Raw genomic sequence first — 16,782 nt, forward strand, 5'->3', positions numbered from 1 at the left:
ATTCCTTGATCTTTATGTTTTAAAGCTCGATTTGCATGCCGTCAAATGCGACTTCCACATCATGTTTCTTTAATGTTGCAAACTGCTCTGAATCTTCATCCAAAATTGGATTAGTATTATTAATATGAATATATATCTTACGAGTATCTTCAAGCTGGTCTAAATAAGACAAAGATCCACCTTCACCATAGATATATAAATGCCCCATATCTCTACCTGTTTTTGTACCTACACCACGCGTTTGCATTTCGTGGTCTGTCCACAAAGTACCATCAATCATTACACAATCGGAAGCTTGCATAATTTGCATAACTTCATTATCTACTTTTCCTAACCCTGGTGCATAGAATAACTGCTTTTGCGTTTTACGATCTTTGATAATCATTGCGATATTATCACCATCGTGTGGGTCATTTCGGTGTGGCGAATATGGTGGTGATGCACTACGAATAACTAATGGGATAAATTCTAAATTCTCAAATCCATCAATCTTAAACTGCTGTGTAGGATCAATTTTGTGATGCTGTAAACCACCACCATTCCAATGTTTGAGCATATTAAATAATGGAAAGCCTGTGGTTAAATCTTGATGTACCATATCTGTACACCAAACATTGATTGGACAGCCTTCTCTAAGCGTAATCAAGCCTGTTGTATGGTCAAGTTGACTATCCATCAGAACAACACTTTTAATGCCCGTATCTCTTAATGCTCTCGCAGGCTGTGCTGCTTTAAAGTCAAAAAGTTGTTGCCTGATATCTGGAGAGGCATTAAATAACACCCAATCTATACCATTTTCAGATACTGCTATAGAAGATTGTGTTCTGGTTTTTGCATTGAGTATGCCATTTCTTACACCATCACAATTAGAACAGTTACAGTTCCATTGTGGAAAACCACCACCTGCAGCCGAACCTAATACATAAATATACATATTTTATTTACCTATGCTACAAAAACATAAGCCCTAGAAATTCTAGGGCTTATCAATAAATACTTTTAAATTAACGGTGTTCAAAATACATAGTTACTTCAAAGCCAATACGTAAATCAGTGTATGCAGGTTTAGTCCATTGCATGTCCAATACTCCAATCCTTATGTGCTAATTGGTCGCACATCCATTTTAAGATAAATTTGAAACTCTATTGTAACCAACTTTATATAAAATGGACAGCCTTAGAGTTTCTTAAAATGTAAATTACTCAGTATAAGTGCCTAAACGCTCAGTAAGTAAATCAAAGAACCCATCACGATTAATTGTATTTAAAAAATATGCATTCTTAGGACGATCAGTTACTTTCCACCAGTCGGCAACAGTCGCCCCCATAGTTAACTCACTTGTTGTTTCAATTTCCACATTAATTTGTTTACCTGTAAACAAATGTGGTGCAATCAAATAACCAATTACACATGGATCATGCAACGGCGCACCTGCCGAACCATATTTTTCTTTATCATAGCGCTCGAAGAAATCTGTCCAAGAAGCTACAGCCTCACCCACAAGCGTATTTAATGCTCTTAACTCTTTAATCCAAGTTGCACTTGTTAAAGCCTTATGTGTCACATCTAATGGTACAACAGTAATTTCAATTCCTGCATCAAATACAACTTTGGCTGCGTCAGGATCTACAAACATATTAAATTCTGCTGAAGGTGTAATATTTCCACCTTCAAAGAAGCCACCACCCATAGAAATAATTTTTTGAATACGTGTCGCAATATCTGGTGCTTGTATCAAAGCCTGAGCAATATTGGTCATTGGTCCTAGTGTACACAATGTAATTGTTTTCTCAGGTGCATTACGAAATGTTTCTATAATAAAATCAACAGAGTGTTGCTCTTGTAATGGCATTGTTGGTTCAGGCAAATCTATACCATCGAGCCCTGTTTTACCATGCACATTTTCAGCAGTAACCAATGGCTTTTTGAGTGGTCTATCACAGCCTGCAAAAACTTTTATATCCGAACGCTTTGCCAACTCACATACCATTCTTGCATTACGACTTGTTAAAGCAAGAGGTACATTACCTGCAACAGTCGTAATACCAATAACTTCTAGTTCTGGGCTTGCAAGTGCCAGCAAAATTGCAACACCATCATCCTGACCTGGATCTGTATCAATAATAATTTTTTGAGTTGTAGATCGCATGTAAATACCTTTCAATGAGCAAAAAACCAACACTATTGTATTGACTTAAAAATGACACGGCACTATACCGTGAACCCTATATGAAGTGAACCCGAGCCTGTATAATTCTAATGCAAATATCATAATGTAAACTGAAGTTAATATAATTTTTTAAGCGACTTGCATAAAAAAAGCCAAACATACACTTTGTATAGTTTGGCTGAGTAAAAAAAATATTATTACATTGTGAAAGACAAACAAATTCCTGCAATTGTTGCGCTCATTAAATTAGAAAGCGTTGCTGCTAAAAGTGCGCGTAATGCAAGTTTAGATAAAACAGGGGTTAAACTTGGCTCTACAACACTAAATGCACCAATTACTATACCAATAGAACTAAAATTTGCAAAGCCGCAAAGACCAAATGAAATAATTGCAGCAGTCTGTGAAGAAATACTGTGATCCACTAAATGAGGCGCTAAACCTAAATAGGCAACGAACTCATTAATTGCCAATTTCTGTCCAAGTAATGCACCTGCAAGAGAAGCATCATGCCAATCCACGCCCATTAAATAAGCAAGTGGGGATAAAATATAACCAAAAATTGAATTGATTGATAAATCTGAAATTCCAAATATTCCACCAATTCCACCGACCAAACCATTCAGTAGTGCCAGCAAGCCGACAAAAACCATAATCACCGTACCAACACCAGCAGCAATTTTAAGACCAAGCATTGCACCACTAGCAGCAGCTTCAATAATATTGGTTGGTTTGTTTTCACCAAAAGAGATCTCTTTGACTTCTACTTGTGAAACTTCAGTTGCAGGACTAAGTAACCTTGCAAACAAGATACCACCTGGAATAGCCATTAAAGATGCTGCAAGTAAATATGTCATTGGCACACCAAGACCAGCATAGCCAACCAGTACCGAACCAGACACAGCAGCCATACCACTACACATTACAGTAAATAGTTCATTCTTATTCATTTTAAGTAAGAATGGACGAAGTGCTGCAGGCAGTTCATTTTGACCAATAAAAATGGTTGTAACAGCAGCAAAAGATTCTACTTTACTAATATTTAATACTTTTTGAAATGCACCACCTAAAATACGAATAAATACATTCATAATTTTAAGGTAATACAAAATAGTAATGAGCGCTGTTACAAAAACAATCGTTGGAAGTACTTTGAAAGCAAAAATAAATCCTGCACCATCAAATACTGTATTCATTTTGCTACCAACAAGTGGTCCAAAAAGAAAAGTACTTCCTGAATCAGAATAACTAATAATTTTATTAAAACCTACCGCGAGTTGTTCAAATAAATATTTTCCAAAAGGGACATATAAAATTAAAAGCCCCAATACAAACTGCAAAGCCAATGCAGGTAGAATGGTACGTATCTTAATCATTCTTCTGTTATTTGAAAAAATAAAACCTATAAGCAACAGAATCAATATCCCAATTAAGCCGCGGTATTCAGACATACGTATCTCCGTAATATAAGCACAAGTCTATCCACACCTATTTAAAAATAGATTACGCAAATACTTTTCTTATATTACAAAACTCAGATTAAACTTGATGTTGCAGTAAATTTTAGCATTCACCCCTTACTAAACAGCAAATGCCCTAAAATCTACTCAAAACGAATTGTTCATGCTAAATTTCAAGCACAAAAAAGAAGTAGTTAAAATTAAGTATTTGTTTTTTATAAAAAACTTTATCTTTACCACTTCAATTAGCGTAAATGTAACAAATTTCTACTAAAATATCGAATCTTTTTTTACTTATCTTACAAATTATTCCTTGTAGGAATATATATTATAACCTAAAGTTAAGAATATATTTTGCCCATTCATAGGTTAACTTCACAGTAAATTTAAAAAAAACACGGTATCATTTGTCTAATTTTTTATATTTTGGGCTGTTAATGAATTCTATATCTCATAAAAAACTTGTTGTACTCGGCAGTATCAATGCAGATCATATTCTTAAGTTAGAGCAGTTCCCTCACCCTGGTCAAACCTTGACAGGAGATGACTATCAAGTTGCTTTTGGCGGCAAAGGTGCAAACCAAGCGGTTGCTGCTGGTCGTAGTGGTGCAAATATTTCATTTATTGCTTGTGTTGGCAATGATGCGATTGGTAATAGTGTTAAGGTACAATTAGAAAAAGATAATATTAATATACATGCCATTCAATCAGTCAATGGACAACCTACTGGCGTTGCTCTTATCTTTGTGAATGCACTTGCCGAGAACTGTATAGGTATTTGTGCAGGCGCGAATGCTAGCCTTACACCTTCATACGTACAACAGTATAGATCACTTATTTCTGAAGCTGATGCCCTACTATTACAACTAGAAACACCACTAGAAAGTATTATAGAAGCTGCAAAAATTGCAAATGAAGCAAATGTAACAGTTATTTTAAACCCTGCACCCGCAAGAGAACTACCTGAAACACTATTAAGTTTAGTAGATATTATTACTCCCAATGAAACAGAAACGCTAAGCCTAACTGGAAAAATTGTACATAATGAAAAAGACGCTGATGATGCAGCTCAAATTTTACATGGCAAAGGCATTAAAACAGTTGTAATTACTATGGGTTCACGCGGTGTTTGGCTTAGCCAAAATGGACAAGGGCAATTGATTGCTGGATTTAAAGTACAAGCAATAGATACCATTGCAGCTGGGGACACATTTAATGGCGCTTTTATTACAGCTCTTCTAGAAGGCCAAACTGCAGAGAAAGCTGCACGCTTTGCCAATGCTGCCGCTGCAATTGCAGTTACTCGTGCAGGTGGTCAACCTTCTGTACCATGGCGCAAAGAAATTAATCTTTTCTTAGAAGATCAATAAGTAAATGATACCCTTGTATCCTTTCTATGCAAGGGTATCATTTATATTTAGAAAGAAAATACATGCTCATTTTTACTTAATATTCTAATAAATAATTTTTACAAGCACTTAAAATGCTTTTGACTACAAAATTTTATACTTTTCTTTGACATAGAAGATATACCTAGAACTATATTCCATAAAAGAGACTCTCCTGAACCATTCAAAATTTAAAATAAAAAAAGCCGACTTAAATTAGTCGGCTTTTTTTTCGAAGGATATTGATTCAAATAACTCAATGACACCTAATACGCAAGCATTAACAAGCCTCTAAATAAGCCTGCAATAACCGCAAGTACTAAAACGCCAGCAAGCCATAGAAGCACAAACCATTTTATTTGAGAACCTTTCATATTTCCCTCATAAATTAGTGATAACCTTCATCACCTACACGAACTTTATCTCTAAACACCCAATATCCCATAATAGTATACATAAGGATAATCGGTATGAGTACCAATGCACCAATTAAAGCAAATAGTTGACTATCTCTAGGTGCTGCAGCCTGCCAAATTGTTAAAGATGGCGGAATAATATTTGGCCACAACGAAATAATAAACCCTGTATATGCTAAAAACATGATACATAATGTATAAAAGAATGGTTTAAAGTCATCACGTGCAAAACAAGACTTCCATGCAAGGAAACCAAATAGAATTACAAGTAATGGTACAGGCATAAAGTAATAAAGCTGTGGTGTAGTAAACCATTTTTGTGCAATTGTATGGTGTGCAAATGGTGTGTACAAACTAACAGCTGCAATGAGTAATAATACTGCAATTATAAGCTTTGGCATAAGACGATACATCTTATCTTGTAGCTCATGATCAGTTTTCATAATTAACCAACCACAGCCTAAAGCTGCATACATTACTACCACACCAACGCCAGTAAATAGAGAGAAAGGTGTTAACCAATCTAAACCACCACCAACATATAGCCCATTCTCAGTTTTAACACCTTGGATATATCCACCCAAAATAACACCTTGAATAAAGCTTGCAAATGTAGAACCACCAATAAATGCCATATCCCATACTGGTTTAGAGCGATGTGCTTTAAAACGAAATTCGAAAGCAACTCCCCTAAAAATAAGAGCAACAAGCATTAGCATAATTGGCATATAAAATGCTGAAAGCAATGTACCATAGACCACTGGGAAAGCACCGAATAGACCAGCTCCACCAAGTACCATCCAAGTTTCATTACCATCCCAAACAGGAGCTACAGTATTCATCATTACATCGCGTTCTTGCTGATCCTTAATGAATGGGAATAAAATTCCAATTCCCAAATCAAACCCATCAAGAACTACATAAATTAGAACACCAAGCGCAATAATAACAGCCCAGATTAAAGATAAATCAATCATTATTGTTTACCTCCCTTGTTACCATGACTGTCATCTTCATCAATATCTTCATCAACTGCACTTAAAGGACGCATAGGTGTTTTAAAATGACCAACACCACCAACTTCTTCAGCTTTAGAATGAATAAACTGAGGACCTTTATGCATAAGCTTCAAGATATAGTAAATACCTGTACCAAAAACTACAGTATAAACAATCACAAAGATAATTAATGTAATACCTACTTGGTTTGCAGATACTGGCGACATTGCATCAGATGTACGTAATACACCATATACAACCCATGGTTGACGCCCCATCTCTGTTGTAATCCAACCAGCTAATAATGCAATATATCCTGTAGGTGCCATTACAATTGCAAAACGGTGGAACCAAGACTTCTCATAAAGTGCCTTACCTTTACGCAGTACCAAACCTGTTACCGCTAATAAAAGCATAAGCATACCAAGACCCGCCATTGCACGGAAAGTCCAAAAAATTACTGTTGAATTTGGACGATCTTCTGCAGGAAACTCTTTTAAGCCCTTAACAACACCATTTAATTCATGAGTCAGTACAAGGCTACCTAAATATGGAATACCAATTGCATATTTAGTTTTTTCTTCTTTCATATCTGGAATACCAAATACATAGAGTGGCATAGACTCATTTGTATTTGTTTCCCAGTGACCTTCAATTGCCGCAAGTTTTGCAGGTTGATGGTGCAAAGTATTTAAACCATGCTGATCTCCAACCATAACTTGTGCTGGTGCTGCAAACAAAATCATCCAAAGTGCCATAGAAAATGATTTTTTAACCAATTCATCACGGCGACCACGTAACAGATGCCATGCTGAACAGCCTGCAACAATAAGGGCAGAAACAAGAAATGCAGCTATTGCCATATGTACAAAACGATATGGGAAAGATGGATTAAAAACAATTGCTAACCAATCTTTCGGTACAATAACACCATTTTCAATAGCAAATCCTTGTGGGGTCTGCATCCAACTGTTCGAAGATAAAATCCAGAACATCGAAATACAAGTTCCTATAGCAACCATGAACGTTGCAAAAAAGTGGGCTCTTTCGCTCACCCTTCCCCAACCGAACATCATTACACCTAAGAAACCTGCTTCCAAGAAGAATGCTGAAAGTACCTCATAAGTAAGTAGAGGACCAGTAACACCTCCTGCTATTCTTGAAAACTCACTCCAGTTCGTACCAAATTCATAGCTCATTACCACGCCAGAAACCACACCCATACCAAAGGCAACTGCAAAGATTTTAAGCCAATACTTAAACAAATCTTTATATACAGGGTTTCTTGTACGTAGCCAACGCCATTCTAAAACTGCTAAAAAGCATGCTAAACCAATGGATGTCGCTGGAAAAATGATATGAAAAGAAACTGTAAAAGCAAATTGAATTCGTGCTAATTCAAGTGCTGTTAATCCTAGAGACATATTTCCTCCTCAGGATTATGAGATCTAGTCATCTCGACTAAGTCATGCTTAAATTTCCTTTACCGATAAATCATATGCAAATATACCGATCTGGCTAACTGCTAGATGATAAATTTGCAACTGTTTAGTTAATAAACATTGATGATTGGGGTATAAACTGCATCAATATGCTATCCATGTTTATAATGGTATATATTAACCGAGTTATGTCATATTTGATGCCAAATATTAATATTTTTTTAAATCAGTTTCATGATCTACTGCAACATCTATTGAATTTAAGCCAAAAACTTAACTATAAGATCAGAATTCCAAATAAGATTGCTATTAGAAAATATAGAGTTAAAAAATCACAATGACTGTATCTGATATATTGGAATTTTACGTTATACGGTCAATAATCTATTATAGAATATAAACACACCTATCTACTTAATTTTTATATAACAAAGCTGCAATAAGACTAGAACTTATTCGCTCAAGCTAACATCCATAACTATAATTAACTTTGTATATATAGATCGGTGTATACAAGTATCTTTTCTAGCTAAATACACTCAATCTGTACATCACTCATTCTTTCACCATGATGCAATAGTTGATTAAAATACTGTTCAACAACTTTTGCCTGTTCAGCTGTGCTATCTACCTTATACATTTGTTGACGAAAATCATTACTTGAATGTAGCCCTTTGGTATACCAAGCGATATGTTTTCTTGCAATACGACACCCTGAATACTCACCATAAAAGTCGTATAGTTCAGTTAAATGTCCAAGAAGTACATTACGCACTTCCTGTATTTCAGGTGCAGCTAAATATTTCCCAGTTTTTAAATAATGAGCAGTTTCTCTAAATATCCATGGTCTTCCCTGTGCAGCACGACCGATCATAATAGCATCTGCATTAGTCTTATCTAGAACATATTTTGCTTTTTCAGGGCTATCTATATCGCCATTTGCAATTACAGGAATATTAATGGTATTTTTAACTTGGGCAATCAAATCATAACGTGCTGTATTTAAATACATATCTTCACGTGTACGACCATGCAATACAAGCGCCTGTATTCCCGATTTTTCAGCACACTCTGCTATTCTTAGAATATTTTCTTCACCATTAAGGAAACCCAGTCGAGTCTTTAATGTCACTGGCACATCCACAGCTTCAACTACCGTACTAAGTATTCTCTCAACCAAGTTTTCATCTTGGAGTAATGCCGAACCTGCAAGCTTATTACATACTTTTTTTGCGGGACATCCCATATTTATATCAACGATCTGCGCACCATTTGCAACCTGATAGCGCGCTGCCTCAGCAAGTTCTAATGGATCAGAGCCTGCAATTTGTGCAGATATTGGTGCAATTTCTCCATCAAAATTTGCACGATACAAACTCTTTTTTGTCATTCTTAAAGTTTTATCTGCCGTCATCATTTCACTAACTGCATGACCTGCACCAAAATATTTACATAATGTTCTAAAAGGTCTATCTGTTACACCTGCCATCGGTGCAACCCAAATCTTCTTATCTATTGATCTATCAAACAATTCTCTAATTACATTGTTTTTACTCAATTTTTAATTTCCTATATTCTTTAACATTCTCAATGATTTTATGCTATTCATTGCTAAAATAATGCTACAATTTTCGCATTTGTAGCAACAAACAAATTTAGTACCAAAGTTAGCTACGAACAGCATGGGAACCATTACAAAACGTCAAAAAGTAGATGGTAAATTTACTTACACGGCACAGATACGAATTAAAAGACCAGATAAAACTACATTCAATAAGACCAGAACTTTTAAAAAAGAAAGTGATGCTAAATATTGGTTAACCCTGATTGATTAAATCCTGAAGTTGCTGCTAAACGCAGAACCTTGACTGATCTCATCAAAAAATATTTGGAAGAATCAGATGGTTTCGCTAGGGACAAAAACTTGGACACTTAATTACCTCGCTAGTTTAATCATTTCTGAGAAAAATATCTATTCATTAACAAGACAAGATTTTTCAGATCATGCCCTATACTGCAGAAAAGGTGATCCATCTATTGGGCTTGAAGATGTTGCACCATCAACAGTACTGAAAGAGTCAAGCCATATTAAAGCTGTTTTATAGTCAAACAATCAAAAATATAAGACAATATGGAAATGAGTTATTCAGAACATTTTAGACGAAAAGTTATAGCGAAGCTTGAGGAAGGACATTCCATACGAGCGGTATCGACACAATTTGAGATTGATAAAAATACAATTTTGAGTTGGAAAAAAAGAATTGAGGTTAAAAGAACTCGCCCACGGAAACCTTTTAAAATTGAGGATGATGCACTACGTGCTGATGTTGAGAAATATCCAGATGATTATCAATATGAGCGTGCTGTACGCTTTTCCTGCTCAGCTGCATCTATTGGTTATGCATTAAAACGTTTAGGAATCACAGTGAAAAAAAGACCTTACGCCATCCACAAGCAAAAGAATCCCTCAGATCCGCATTCACCAAAGCTTTAGATCATCTTCAAAAAAAGCATCCCATTGTTTATCTTGATGAAAGTGGGTTTAAATCACACGATTATCGACCTCATGGTTACTCTCCTAAAGGAGCACCATGTTATGGATTATTTAATTGGCAATTAAATAATCAGACCAATGCCATTGGTGCATTGTATGAAAATAAGTTGTTTAGCGTTGGGCTATTCAATTGTAAAATTAATTCAGATGTATTCCATTTCTGGGTAGAGCATTTTCTTATTCCTGAATTACCTAGACACAGCATCATTGTGATGGATAATGCGACGTTTCACAAACGAGCAGACACACAGGAGTTACTAGAACATCATGGGCATCATATTTTATGGTTACCGCCTTATAGTCCTGATTTGAATTCCATTGAAAAGACATGGGCATGGATTAAGAAAAAGAGAAAAGAATGGCAAGAGGATTGTATTGATCGACTCTTTCAGATGTTTTTTCATGTCTGTATGAGTAATTAGATTGTTTGACTATAGTTCATACTGAAGCTGAATATGTATGGGGCAAAATATTGAAGGTGTAATTAATGAATATAAAAACTCTCTTTCAGGATTACGCAAATCACGAATAGTTACCAATAAGTTTAGAGTTTCAAGCTCTCACGACTAGCTTTTATAAAAGCTAGAAAAAATATCTATATCAAGTATTTAATTCTTAGAAAAATAAAATATATTTCACCTGATTCATATAAACCTTTGCTAGAGCTAACATCTATTGAAAGTACTAATACTATCTTTCATATCATATAAAACAAGATATTATAACACTCTAAAACAAATCCAAAACTTAACTGAATATACAGGTGCTAATCACCTCTAGTATATGACGAAGGATAATTTCAGAGAGTAAAACTACAGAAGTGCATAAGTTAGTTTATTCGACTACTCAATCAACTAAGAGAAATTAATGTTGTAATTATAAATAATGTAAGCTTTTATAAAAGTAATAAATAGATCTAAGTTTGGGTGCAAGAAATAATACTGTATAGGTAGAGCTAACTACAGTTGTTGTTTTAGCAGTATTCTTAACCGAAAGCATATAGTACCAAAACTGATCGATTAAAGAAAAGCTTTTACTGTATTACTCTGTCATCTATTGCTCAAAAATATTGAAATGCCTTATGTGACAGCATCAACAACCTGTTGTAGTGTTTTAAAACAATTATATCTTTCCTAAATTTGACCATATTTCTTACTTTATATACTAGGTCAAACAAAAGCCTCATAATTTGACTTACTATTTTGAAAATATTAGCGTTTGGTAAACGCTAATTTAATGGCAAATAATAAAAATATTGATCCAGTAATTCTATCTAGCCTCTTAATAACACTCGGTTGCTTTAGATATTTTGCAATAGGCCGCATTAAAGTAATGAGTATAAAAGACCAAATAAATCCTATGATGACATGGATAGAAACCAATGCCATTACCCAAACCTCAGTCTGTCCACCTGCAGGAATAAACTGTGGTAAAAAAGAAATATAAAATATTCCAACTTTAGGATTCAAAATATTGGTTAAAAAACCTTTTATAAACCAATTTTGACTCCCATTACTTGTCACATCGCTCACAGACTCAAGAGAATTTCTTGGATTAAGAATCATTTTTATACCTAGCCAAGCCAAATAAATAGCACCTATCCACTTTAAAATATTAAATGCTATTTCAGAGGTTGCAAGTAATGCTCCAAGACCACAAGCAACAACTATTCCCCAAATAATGCACCCAAAACCAATTCCTGTAGCAGTTTTCAATGCTTTCGGTTTTGTTTCTAAACTAGCAGTTCTAATAATTAAAGTTGTATCTAAGCCTGGTGTAATTGTTAAAATACAAATTGCAATTAAAAAAGGAATTAAAATTTCAATCATGTAAAATGTCCCAGTAGAATATTTTTATATTTATAGAATAGATTTTTTTATTGTAAAAAACTACTTAAAGGTATCTATAAGTTTGTATTATTAGCATCAAGTTTTTCAAAATCATGCTCTGACTATAGGAATAAGTTTACCAAGCAGCTCTATTAAACTTGGCATATCTGAAACACCAAAATACTCAAAATTATCAGCATATAAAGAGAAAATAACAATATATTGATACATATCCACATTTACAGTTTTTGCTATTAATACAGTAATATATTTAGGGGAATTTTCAGGATTAAAATATAGACTAGGATCACAAATATACCCCAAACGTTCCATTGCTTCCTCTGGTGTAATTGGCCCATCGGTTGTTTGTAACTCTCTATTTAATTCAGCACTAAAATCATATTTAGCATCTGACCATCCTGTTCTATAATTATATTCATACATCTTTATTAAATTCCATTCTCAATAGTTCAGTATAAGCTGTTAATAGAGTATCTTCATTCTATATTGCGAATACCCCCAAATAGATGAGATAAAATGCGCAAAATTTACGCATTTTATAAAAATCTTAGTGTTTAATATCAATAATTTTATATCTTGTTTCAAGAAGTAAAGAACCTATTTCTTTTCCAACCTCAGGTTCCTTCAATACTTCAAGATAATTATTTTCTTGAATTAACTGTTGATTTTCATCATACCATTCCACAACAGTTACTTGATCACCATTAGTTTTTTTCTTAATTACTTCCTGAGTAAATACCTTTAAAATAGAACCATCCAATACTTTTTCTAGTGTAACAATCACTTCACATTTCCTATGCATCTTTTAAAGTGAGTTATAGATACCATAGAAAACCGTATTTGTGATGCAGTAAAGTGTTTCAAACCATTGCATCTACCTATTTAGCTTTCTAAAAGATAAAAAAAACCACGCAATTGGGGTATTAACGTGGCTATAAATAGAGGGTGGTCAATAAATATATTTTATGAAAATATATTTAACCTATAAAAATTATTATACCTATTTTTTTTAGTTAATCAATATTGTTTCAATAAAATTTCAATACGGTTACTTAGCAACCAATAGATATTAAGATACGTTAACAATAGTAAGTAATAAATTTAAGTCACTAACCCAAGTTTTAATGTTTGATATGCCCTATTTGATGATATCTATACATCAATATTTGGAAAATTCATAATTTATAGTCAAACAATCAAAAATATAAGACAATATGGAAATGAGTTATTCAGAACATTTTAGACGAAAAGTTATAGCGAAGCTTGAGGAAGGACATTCCATACGAGCGGTATCGACACAATTTGAGATTGATAAAAATACAATTTTGAGTTGGAAAAAAAGAATTGAGGTTAAAAGAACTCGCCCACGGAAACCTTTTAAAATTGAGGATGATGCACTACGTGCTGATGTTGAGAAATATCCAGATGATTATCAATATGAGCGTGCTGTACGCTTTTCCTGCTCAGCTGCATCTATTGGTTATGCATTAAAACGTTTAGGAATCACAGTGAAAAAAAGACCTTACGCCATCCACAAGCAAAAGAATCCCTCAGATCCGCATTCACCAAAGCTTTAGATCATCTTCAAAAAAAGCATCCCATTGTTTATCTTGATGAAAGTGGGTTTAAATCACACGATTATCGACCTCATGGTTACTCTCCTAAAGGAGCACCATGTTATGGATTATTTAATTGGCAATTAAATAATCAGACCAATGCCATTGGTGCATTGTATGAAAATAAGTTGTTTAGCGTTGGGCTATTCAATTGTAAAATTAATTCAGATGTATTCCATTTCTGGGTAGAGCATTTTCTTATTCCTGAATTACCTAGACACAGCATCATTGTGATGGATAATGCGACGTTTCACAAACGAGCAGACACACAGGAGTTACTAGAACATCATGGGCATCATATTTTATGGTTACCGCCTTATAGTCCTGATTTGAATTCCATTGAAAAGACATGGGCATGGATTAAGAAAAAGAGAAAAGAATGGCAAGAGGATTGTATTGATCGACTCTTTCAGATGTTTTTTCATGTCTGTATGAGTAATTAGATTGTTTGACTATATATTTATTACCACTCAACTTAAAACAGGCTACTTTTGTTATGAATTAGTTTATGTTTTTAAATATTTGAATTATATATTAAAATTTAGGTTCATTTGGATATAATTAAATAGTTGTATTGTAAGAGTTTACAGCATCATTAATAATGTTAGTCAAGTACAAATAAGTTAAAAATATCATAACATGCAACCAACTATCGAAATCCATCCATTAGATCCTTTTTTACCTAAAAAAGCTAAACTACTTATACTTGGTAGCTTTCCACCTCCTAAAAATAAGTGGAAAATGGATTTTTATTATCCAAATTATCAAAATGATATGTGGCGGATCATAGGGCTATTATTCTTTAAAGATGTATCTTACTTTTTAGATGTTGCAAATAAAAACTTTTATCTAGATAAAATTAAAGCTTTTCTTCATGAATATCATATTGCTATTTTTGATACTGCATACAGAGTCAAACGTCTGAAAGGAAATGCATCGGATAAATTTTTAAAAGTGATTGAACCAAGCAGTCTTACTGCACTTTTAACAGCAATACCTAACTGTAAAGCAATCATGACTACAGGAGAGAAAGCAACTCAAATATTAATGCAACATTTTCCTACCTATGCGAAAGCACCCACAATACAACAGTCAAGTCATGTACATTTCATAAATCGTGATATTAAACTATATAGAATGCCATCAACATCTCGTGCTTACCCTTTAGCGCTCCAAGAGAAAGCACAAGCATATCAAAAATTATTTAAAGAAATCGGCTTACTATAATTTAGATTCAAAAATTTCTAATACCTGCCTAAACACTTCTTGCTCAGAACGTGTCGCATCTACCTTATAAATACGTTGAGGCTGTTGCCGATGTAGTTCTGCATATCCTTCTCTCACCTTAGAGAAAAAAGAAAGTTTTTCTTTTTCAAAACGATCTAACTGACCGCGTGCACGCGCACGAGACATACCCACTTCAATAGGTGCATCTAACCATAACGTAATATCTGGCATTCTTTCTACAAAGGTCTGATTGAGTATTTCTAGTTTTGATTCACTCAACCCGCGCCCTTTCACTTGGTAGGCAAAACTTGCATCTGTAAAACGATCACTTAAAACAACTTTCCCATCACGAAGTGCAGGTAAAATGACTTCACTTAAATGCTGACTACGTGCTGCATAAATGAGTAAAAGCTCTGTATCAGGACACATGACCTCTGTATCATCAACCTGCAATAAAAGATTTCGTACTTTTTCTGCTAAAGCTGTGCCACCAGGTTCACGTGTTAAAATAACTTCTTTATTTTTCTCTAAGAAATATTCATGTACACGTTTAATTAAAGTGCTTTTACCAACACCTTCTGTACCCTCAAAACTAATAAACATTTATGGTGTTGCTCCATTCTTCTTTGCTTTTAAAACGGATAAATAACTTTGAACTGCCGCATTGTGCTCCGCTAATGTCTCACTAAATTTATGTCCACCATTTCCAGTTGCTACAAAATAGACATTTTTAGAATCATCAGGATGCATCGCAGCTTCTATAGATTTAGTATCTGGTAACGCAATTGGTGTTGGTGGTAAACCATTCATTGTATAAGTATTATATGGTGTAGGTGTCCGCAAATCTTGCTTTGTAATTGAACCATCGTACTGGTCTCCCAACCCATAGATTACTGTTGGATCTGTTTGTAAACGCATACCTTGCTGAAGCCGACGTACAAACACACCTGAAACTTGATTAAGTTCGCTGTCTACACTTGTTTCTTTTTTAATAATAGATGCCATGATCAGCGCCTCATATTTATTTTTATAAGGTAGATTGCCAGCACGATTTTCCCATGCACGATCTAAAGCATCCATTTGACGGTGATACAAATTTAAAATAATTCGTTTATCTGTTTCACCTTTATTAAAAAAGTAAGTATTCGGTGCTAAAAGTCCTTCTAAATTTTTATAAGGTATTCCAAGTTCTGCCATCATTTGGTCATATGGTAAATTTACAATTGTTTTGGTCACAAATGGATCTTGACGCAACCTATCTAAAAGTTGTTTAGATGTTGTCCCATCAATTACCATAATTTTATTCATTTGAGAATTTTCAGCATTAGACATCAGCTGTAAAACCTCAACTACAGTCATTCCTTTTTCAACCTCATAAACACCTGCTTTAAGCGTCCCATGAACCATCAATTTACGATAAATTTTTACAACGGTTGGAAAATCAATTTTGTTCTGCTGTGCTAAACGGTCGATCAAGCCTGTATATGTTTCACCTTGATTAATAGAAATAAATTGCTTTTGTCCATCAACAGGATATTGACGCCCTAAACTCAAACCATAAATAATCCAACAACTAGCAACAATGACAAATAGTGCAACAAACCAAAAGCGTATATTGGTTTTTTTCTTTTCAGGTCTATTTTTTTCCATTCTATTCATCATT

19 protein-coding genes are annotated in these 16,782 nt (G+C 34.2%); 7 read left to right on the forward strand and 12 right to left on the reverse strand.

Translation table 11 applies throughout. The features are described from left to right. Nucleotides 1–19: 19 nt before the first annotated feature. The 4 genes from pqqB to AC1MPL_RS08995 form a co-directional block, all read right to left on the reverse strand. Complete coding sequence (gene pqqB, locus AC1MPL_RS08980; protein ID WP_479765521.1) at nucleotides 20–934, reverse strand: pyrroloquinoline quinone biosynthesis protein PqqB; 915 nt, start codon at nucleotides 932–934, stop codon at nucleotides 20–22. A 70-nt stretch (nucleotides 935–1,004) separates the two neighbouring features. Further along, complete coding sequence (gene pqqA / locus AC1MPL_RS08985; RefSeq protein ID WP_081401732.1) at nucleotides 1,005–1,079, reverse strand: pyrroloquinoline quinone precursor peptide PqqA; 75 nt, start codon at nucleotides 1,077–1,079, stop codon at nucleotides 1,005–1,007. A 120-nt stretch (nucleotides 1,080–1,199) separates the two neighbouring features. Continuing rightward, on the reverse strand, nucleotides 1,200–2,150 hold the full coding sequence (locus tag AC1MPL_RS08990; RefSeq protein ID WP_479765522.1) for a nucleoside hydrolase: 951 nt from the start codon (nucleotides 2,148–2,150) through the stop codon (nucleotides 1,200–1,202). A 218-nt stretch (nucleotides 2,151–2,368) separates the two neighbouring features. Next, nucleotides 2,369–3,619, reverse strand: a complete 1,251-nt coding sequence (locus tag AC1MPL_RS08995; protein WP_479765523.1) for a NupC/NupG family nucleoside CNT transporter — start codon at nucleotides 3,617–3,619, stop codon at nucleotides 2,369–2,371. Nucleotides 3,620–4,065: 446 nt separating this feature from the next. On the opposite strand from AC1MPL_RS08995, the gene rbsK reads away from it, so the two are divergent. After that, nucleotides 4,066–4,998, forward strand: a complete 933-nt coding sequence (gene rbsK, locus AC1MPL_RS09000; RefSeq protein WP_479765524.1) for a ribokinase — start codon at nucleotides 4,066–4,068, stop codon at nucleotides 4,996–4,998. 406 nt (nucleotides 4,999–5,404) lie between these two features. Here the strand turns inward: rbsK and cydB are convergent, their stop codons facing one another. The 3 genes from cydB to dusB all read right to left on the reverse strand — a co-directional run bounded on the left by cydB (nucleotide 5,405) and on the right by dusB (nucleotide 9,403). Next, the gene (cydB, locus tag AC1MPL_RS09005) at nucleotides 5,405–6,409 is read right to left on the reverse strand and encodes a cytochrome d ubiquinol oxidase subunit II (RefSeq protein ID WP_479765525.1); all 1,005 of its coding nucleotides are present in this window, start codon (nucleotides 6,407–6,409) and stop codon (nucleotides 5,405–5,407) included. After that, a complete protein-coding gene (locus tag AC1MPL_RS09010) occupies nucleotides 6,409–7,854 on the reverse strand; it encodes a cytochrome ubiquinol oxidase subunit I (protein ID WP_479765527.1) in 1,446 nt (481 codons plus the stop codon). The genes cydB and AC1MPL_RS09010 overlap by 1 nt, the downstream gene beginning before the upstream one ends. Before the next feature lie 547 nt (nucleotides 7,855–8,401). Beyond that, a complete protein-coding gene (gene dusB, locus AC1MPL_RS09015) occupies nucleotides 8,402–9,403 on the reverse strand; it encodes a tRNA dihydrouridine synthase DusB (protein WP_479766204.1) in 1,002 nt (333 codons plus the stop codon). A gap of 370 nt (nucleotides 9,404–9,773) precedes the next feature. Here dusB and AC1MPL_RS09020 point away from each other — a divergent pair, with 370 nt between their 5' ends. From AC1MPL_RS09020 to AC1MPL_RS09030, 3 genes are read left to right on the forward strand one after another with little or no spacing between them, the layout of a single operon-like run. Continuing rightward, on the forward strand, nucleotides 9,774–9,977 hold the full coding sequence (locus AC1MPL_RS09020; RefSeq protein WP_479765528.1) for a hypothetical protein: 204 nt from the start codon (nucleotides 9,774–9,776) through the stop codon (nucleotides 9,975–9,977). Nucleotides 9,978–10,009: 32 nt separating this feature from the next. Continuing rightward, nucleotides 10,010–10,366: an IS630 transposase-related protein gene (locus tag AC1MPL_RS09025; RefSeq protein ID WP_479763665.1), complete on the forward strand. Its 357-nt coding sequence runs from the start codon at nucleotides 10,010–10,012 to the stop codon at nucleotides 10,364–10,366. Then, nucleotides 10,276–10,848 carry an IS630 family transposase gene (locus tag AC1MPL_RS09030; protein ID WP_479766126.1) on the forward strand — a complete coding sequence of 191 codons (573 nt, stop codon included), beginning with the start codon at nucleotides 10,276–10,278 and terminating at the stop codon, nucleotides 10,846–10,848. The genes AC1MPL_RS09025 and AC1MPL_RS09030 overlap by 91 nt, the downstream gene beginning before the upstream one ends. 789 nt (nucleotides 10,849–11,637) lie before the next feature. Here the strand turns inward: AC1MPL_RS09030 and AC1MPL_RS09035 are convergent. The 3 genes from AC1MPL_RS09035 to AC1MPL_RS09045 form a co-directional block, all read right to left on the reverse strand. Continuing rightward, nucleotides 11,638–12,255, reverse strand: coding sequence for a LysE family translocator (locus tag AC1MPL_RS09035; RefSeq protein WP_479765529.1), 618 nt, complete (start codon nucleotides 12,253–12,255; stop codon nucleotides 11,638–11,640). 111 nt (nucleotides 12,256–12,366) lie between these two features. Next, a complete protein-coding gene (locus AC1MPL_RS09040) occupies nucleotides 12,367–12,699 on the reverse strand; it encodes a hypothetical protein (RefSeq protein ID WP_479765530.1) in 333 nt (110 codons plus the stop codon). Nucleotides 12,700–12,823: 124 nt separating this feature from the next. After that, nucleotides 12,824–13,060 (reverse strand): hypothetical protein, encoded by a 237-nt coding sequence (locus AC1MPL_RS09045; protein WP_479765531.1) that lies wholly within the window; start codon nucleotides 13,058–13,060, stop codon nucleotides 12,824–12,826. A 436-nt stretch (nucleotides 13,061–13,496) separates the two neighbouring features. Between AC1MPL_RS09045 and AC1MPL_RS09050 the strand changes: the two genes are divergently transcribed. The 3 genes from AC1MPL_RS09050 (at nucleotide 13,497) to AC1MPL_RS09060 (ending at nucleotide 15,119) form a co-directional block, all read left to right on the forward strand. Further along, entirely contained in the window at nucleotides 13,497–13,853 is a 357-nt protein-coding gene (locus AC1MPL_RS09050) for an IS630 transposase-related protein (RefSeq protein ID WP_479763665.1), read from the forward strand. Further along, a complete protein-coding gene (locus tag AC1MPL_RS09055; RefSeq protein WP_479766126.1) occupies nucleotides 13,763–14,335 on the forward strand; it encodes an IS630 family transposase in 573 nt (190 codons plus the stop codon). Before AC1MPL_RS09050 ends, AC1MPL_RS09055 begins: the two co-directional genes overlap by 91 nt. Nucleotides 14,336–14,531: 196 nt before the next feature. After that, complete coding sequence (locus tag AC1MPL_RS09060; protein ID WP_479765532.1) at nucleotides 14,532–15,119, forward strand: uracil-DNA glycosylase family protein; 588 nt, start codon at nucleotides 14,532–14,534, stop codon at nucleotides 15,117–15,119. Here AC1MPL_RS09060 and tmk read toward each other — a convergent pair. Both tmk and mltG read right to left on the reverse strand, forming a co-directional pair. Further along, nucleotides 15,114–15,722, reverse strand: a complete 609-nt coding sequence (tmk, locus tag AC1MPL_RS09065; protein ID WP_479765534.1) for a dTMP kinase — start codon at nucleotides 15,720–15,722, stop codon at nucleotides 15,114–15,116. The two genes, AC1MPL_RS09060 and tmk, sit on opposite strands and share 6 nt — an antisense overlap. Beyond that, nucleotides 15,723–16,778: an endolytic transglycosylase MltG gene (gene mltG, locus AC1MPL_RS09070; protein WP_479766206.1), complete on the reverse strand. Its 1,056-nt coding sequence runs from the start codon at nucleotides 16,776–16,778 to the stop codon at nucleotides 15,723–15,725. It lies immediately after the preceding gene. Nucleotides 16,779–16,782 lie beyond the last annotated feature (4 nt).

The organism is Acinetobacter sp. N1-1 (genome assembly GCF_056711485.1).

Coding starts and splice junctions, on each gene's coding strand:
- pqqB (WP_479765521.1), bottom strand. CDS start 934: ATGTATATTTATGTATTAGGTTCGGCTGCAGGTGGTGGTTTTCCACAA.
- AC1MPL_RS09025 (WP_479763665.1), top strand. CDS start 10,010: ATGAGTTATTCAGAACATTTTAGACGAAAAGTTATAGCGAAGCTTGAG.
- AC1MPL_RS09040 (WP_479765530.1), bottom strand. CDS start 12,699: ATGTATGAATATAATTATAGAACAGGATGGTCAGATGCTAAATATGAT.
- AC1MPL_RS09010 (WP_479765527.1), bottom strand. CDS start 7,854: ATGTCTCTAGGATTAACAGCACTTGAATTAGCACGAATTCAATTTGCT.
- AC1MPL_RS08995 (WP_479765523.1), bottom strand. CDS start 3,619: ATGTCTGAATACCGCGGCTTAATTGGGATATTGATTCTGTTGCTTATA.
- cydB (WP_479765525.1), bottom strand. CDS start 6,409: ATGATTGATTTATCTTTAATCTGGGCTGTTATTATTGCGCTTGGTGTT.
- AC1MPL_RS09020 (WP_479765528.1), top strand. CDS start 9,774: ATGGTTTCGCTAGGGACAAAAACTTGGACACTTAATTACCTCGCTAGT.
- AC1MPL_RS09060 (WP_479765532.1), top strand. CDS start 14,532: ATGCAACCAACTATCGAAATCCATCCATTAGATCCTTTTTTACCTAAA.
- AC1MPL_RS09035 (WP_479765529.1), bottom strand. CDS start 12,255: ATGATTGAAATTTTAATTCCTTTTTTAATTGCAATTTGTATTTTAACA.
- AC1MPL_RS09050 (WP_479763665.1), top strand. CDS start 13,497: ATGAGTTATTCAGAACATTTTAGACGAAAAGTTATAGCGAAGCTTGAG.
- AC1MPL_RS08990 (WP_479765522.1), bottom strand. CDS start 2,150: ATGCGATCTACAACTCAAAAAATTATTATTGATACAGATCCAGGTCAG.
- mltG (WP_479766206.1), bottom strand. CDS start 16,778: ATGAATAGAATGGAAAAAAATAGACCTGAAAAGAAAAAAACCAATATA.
- tmk (WP_479765534.1), bottom strand. CDS start 15,722: ATGTTTATTAGTTTTGAGGGTACAGAAGGTGTTGGTAAAAGCACTTTA.
- rbsK (WP_479765524.1), top strand. CDS start 4,066: ATGAATTCTATATCTCATAAAAAACTTGTTGTACTCGGCAGTATCAAT.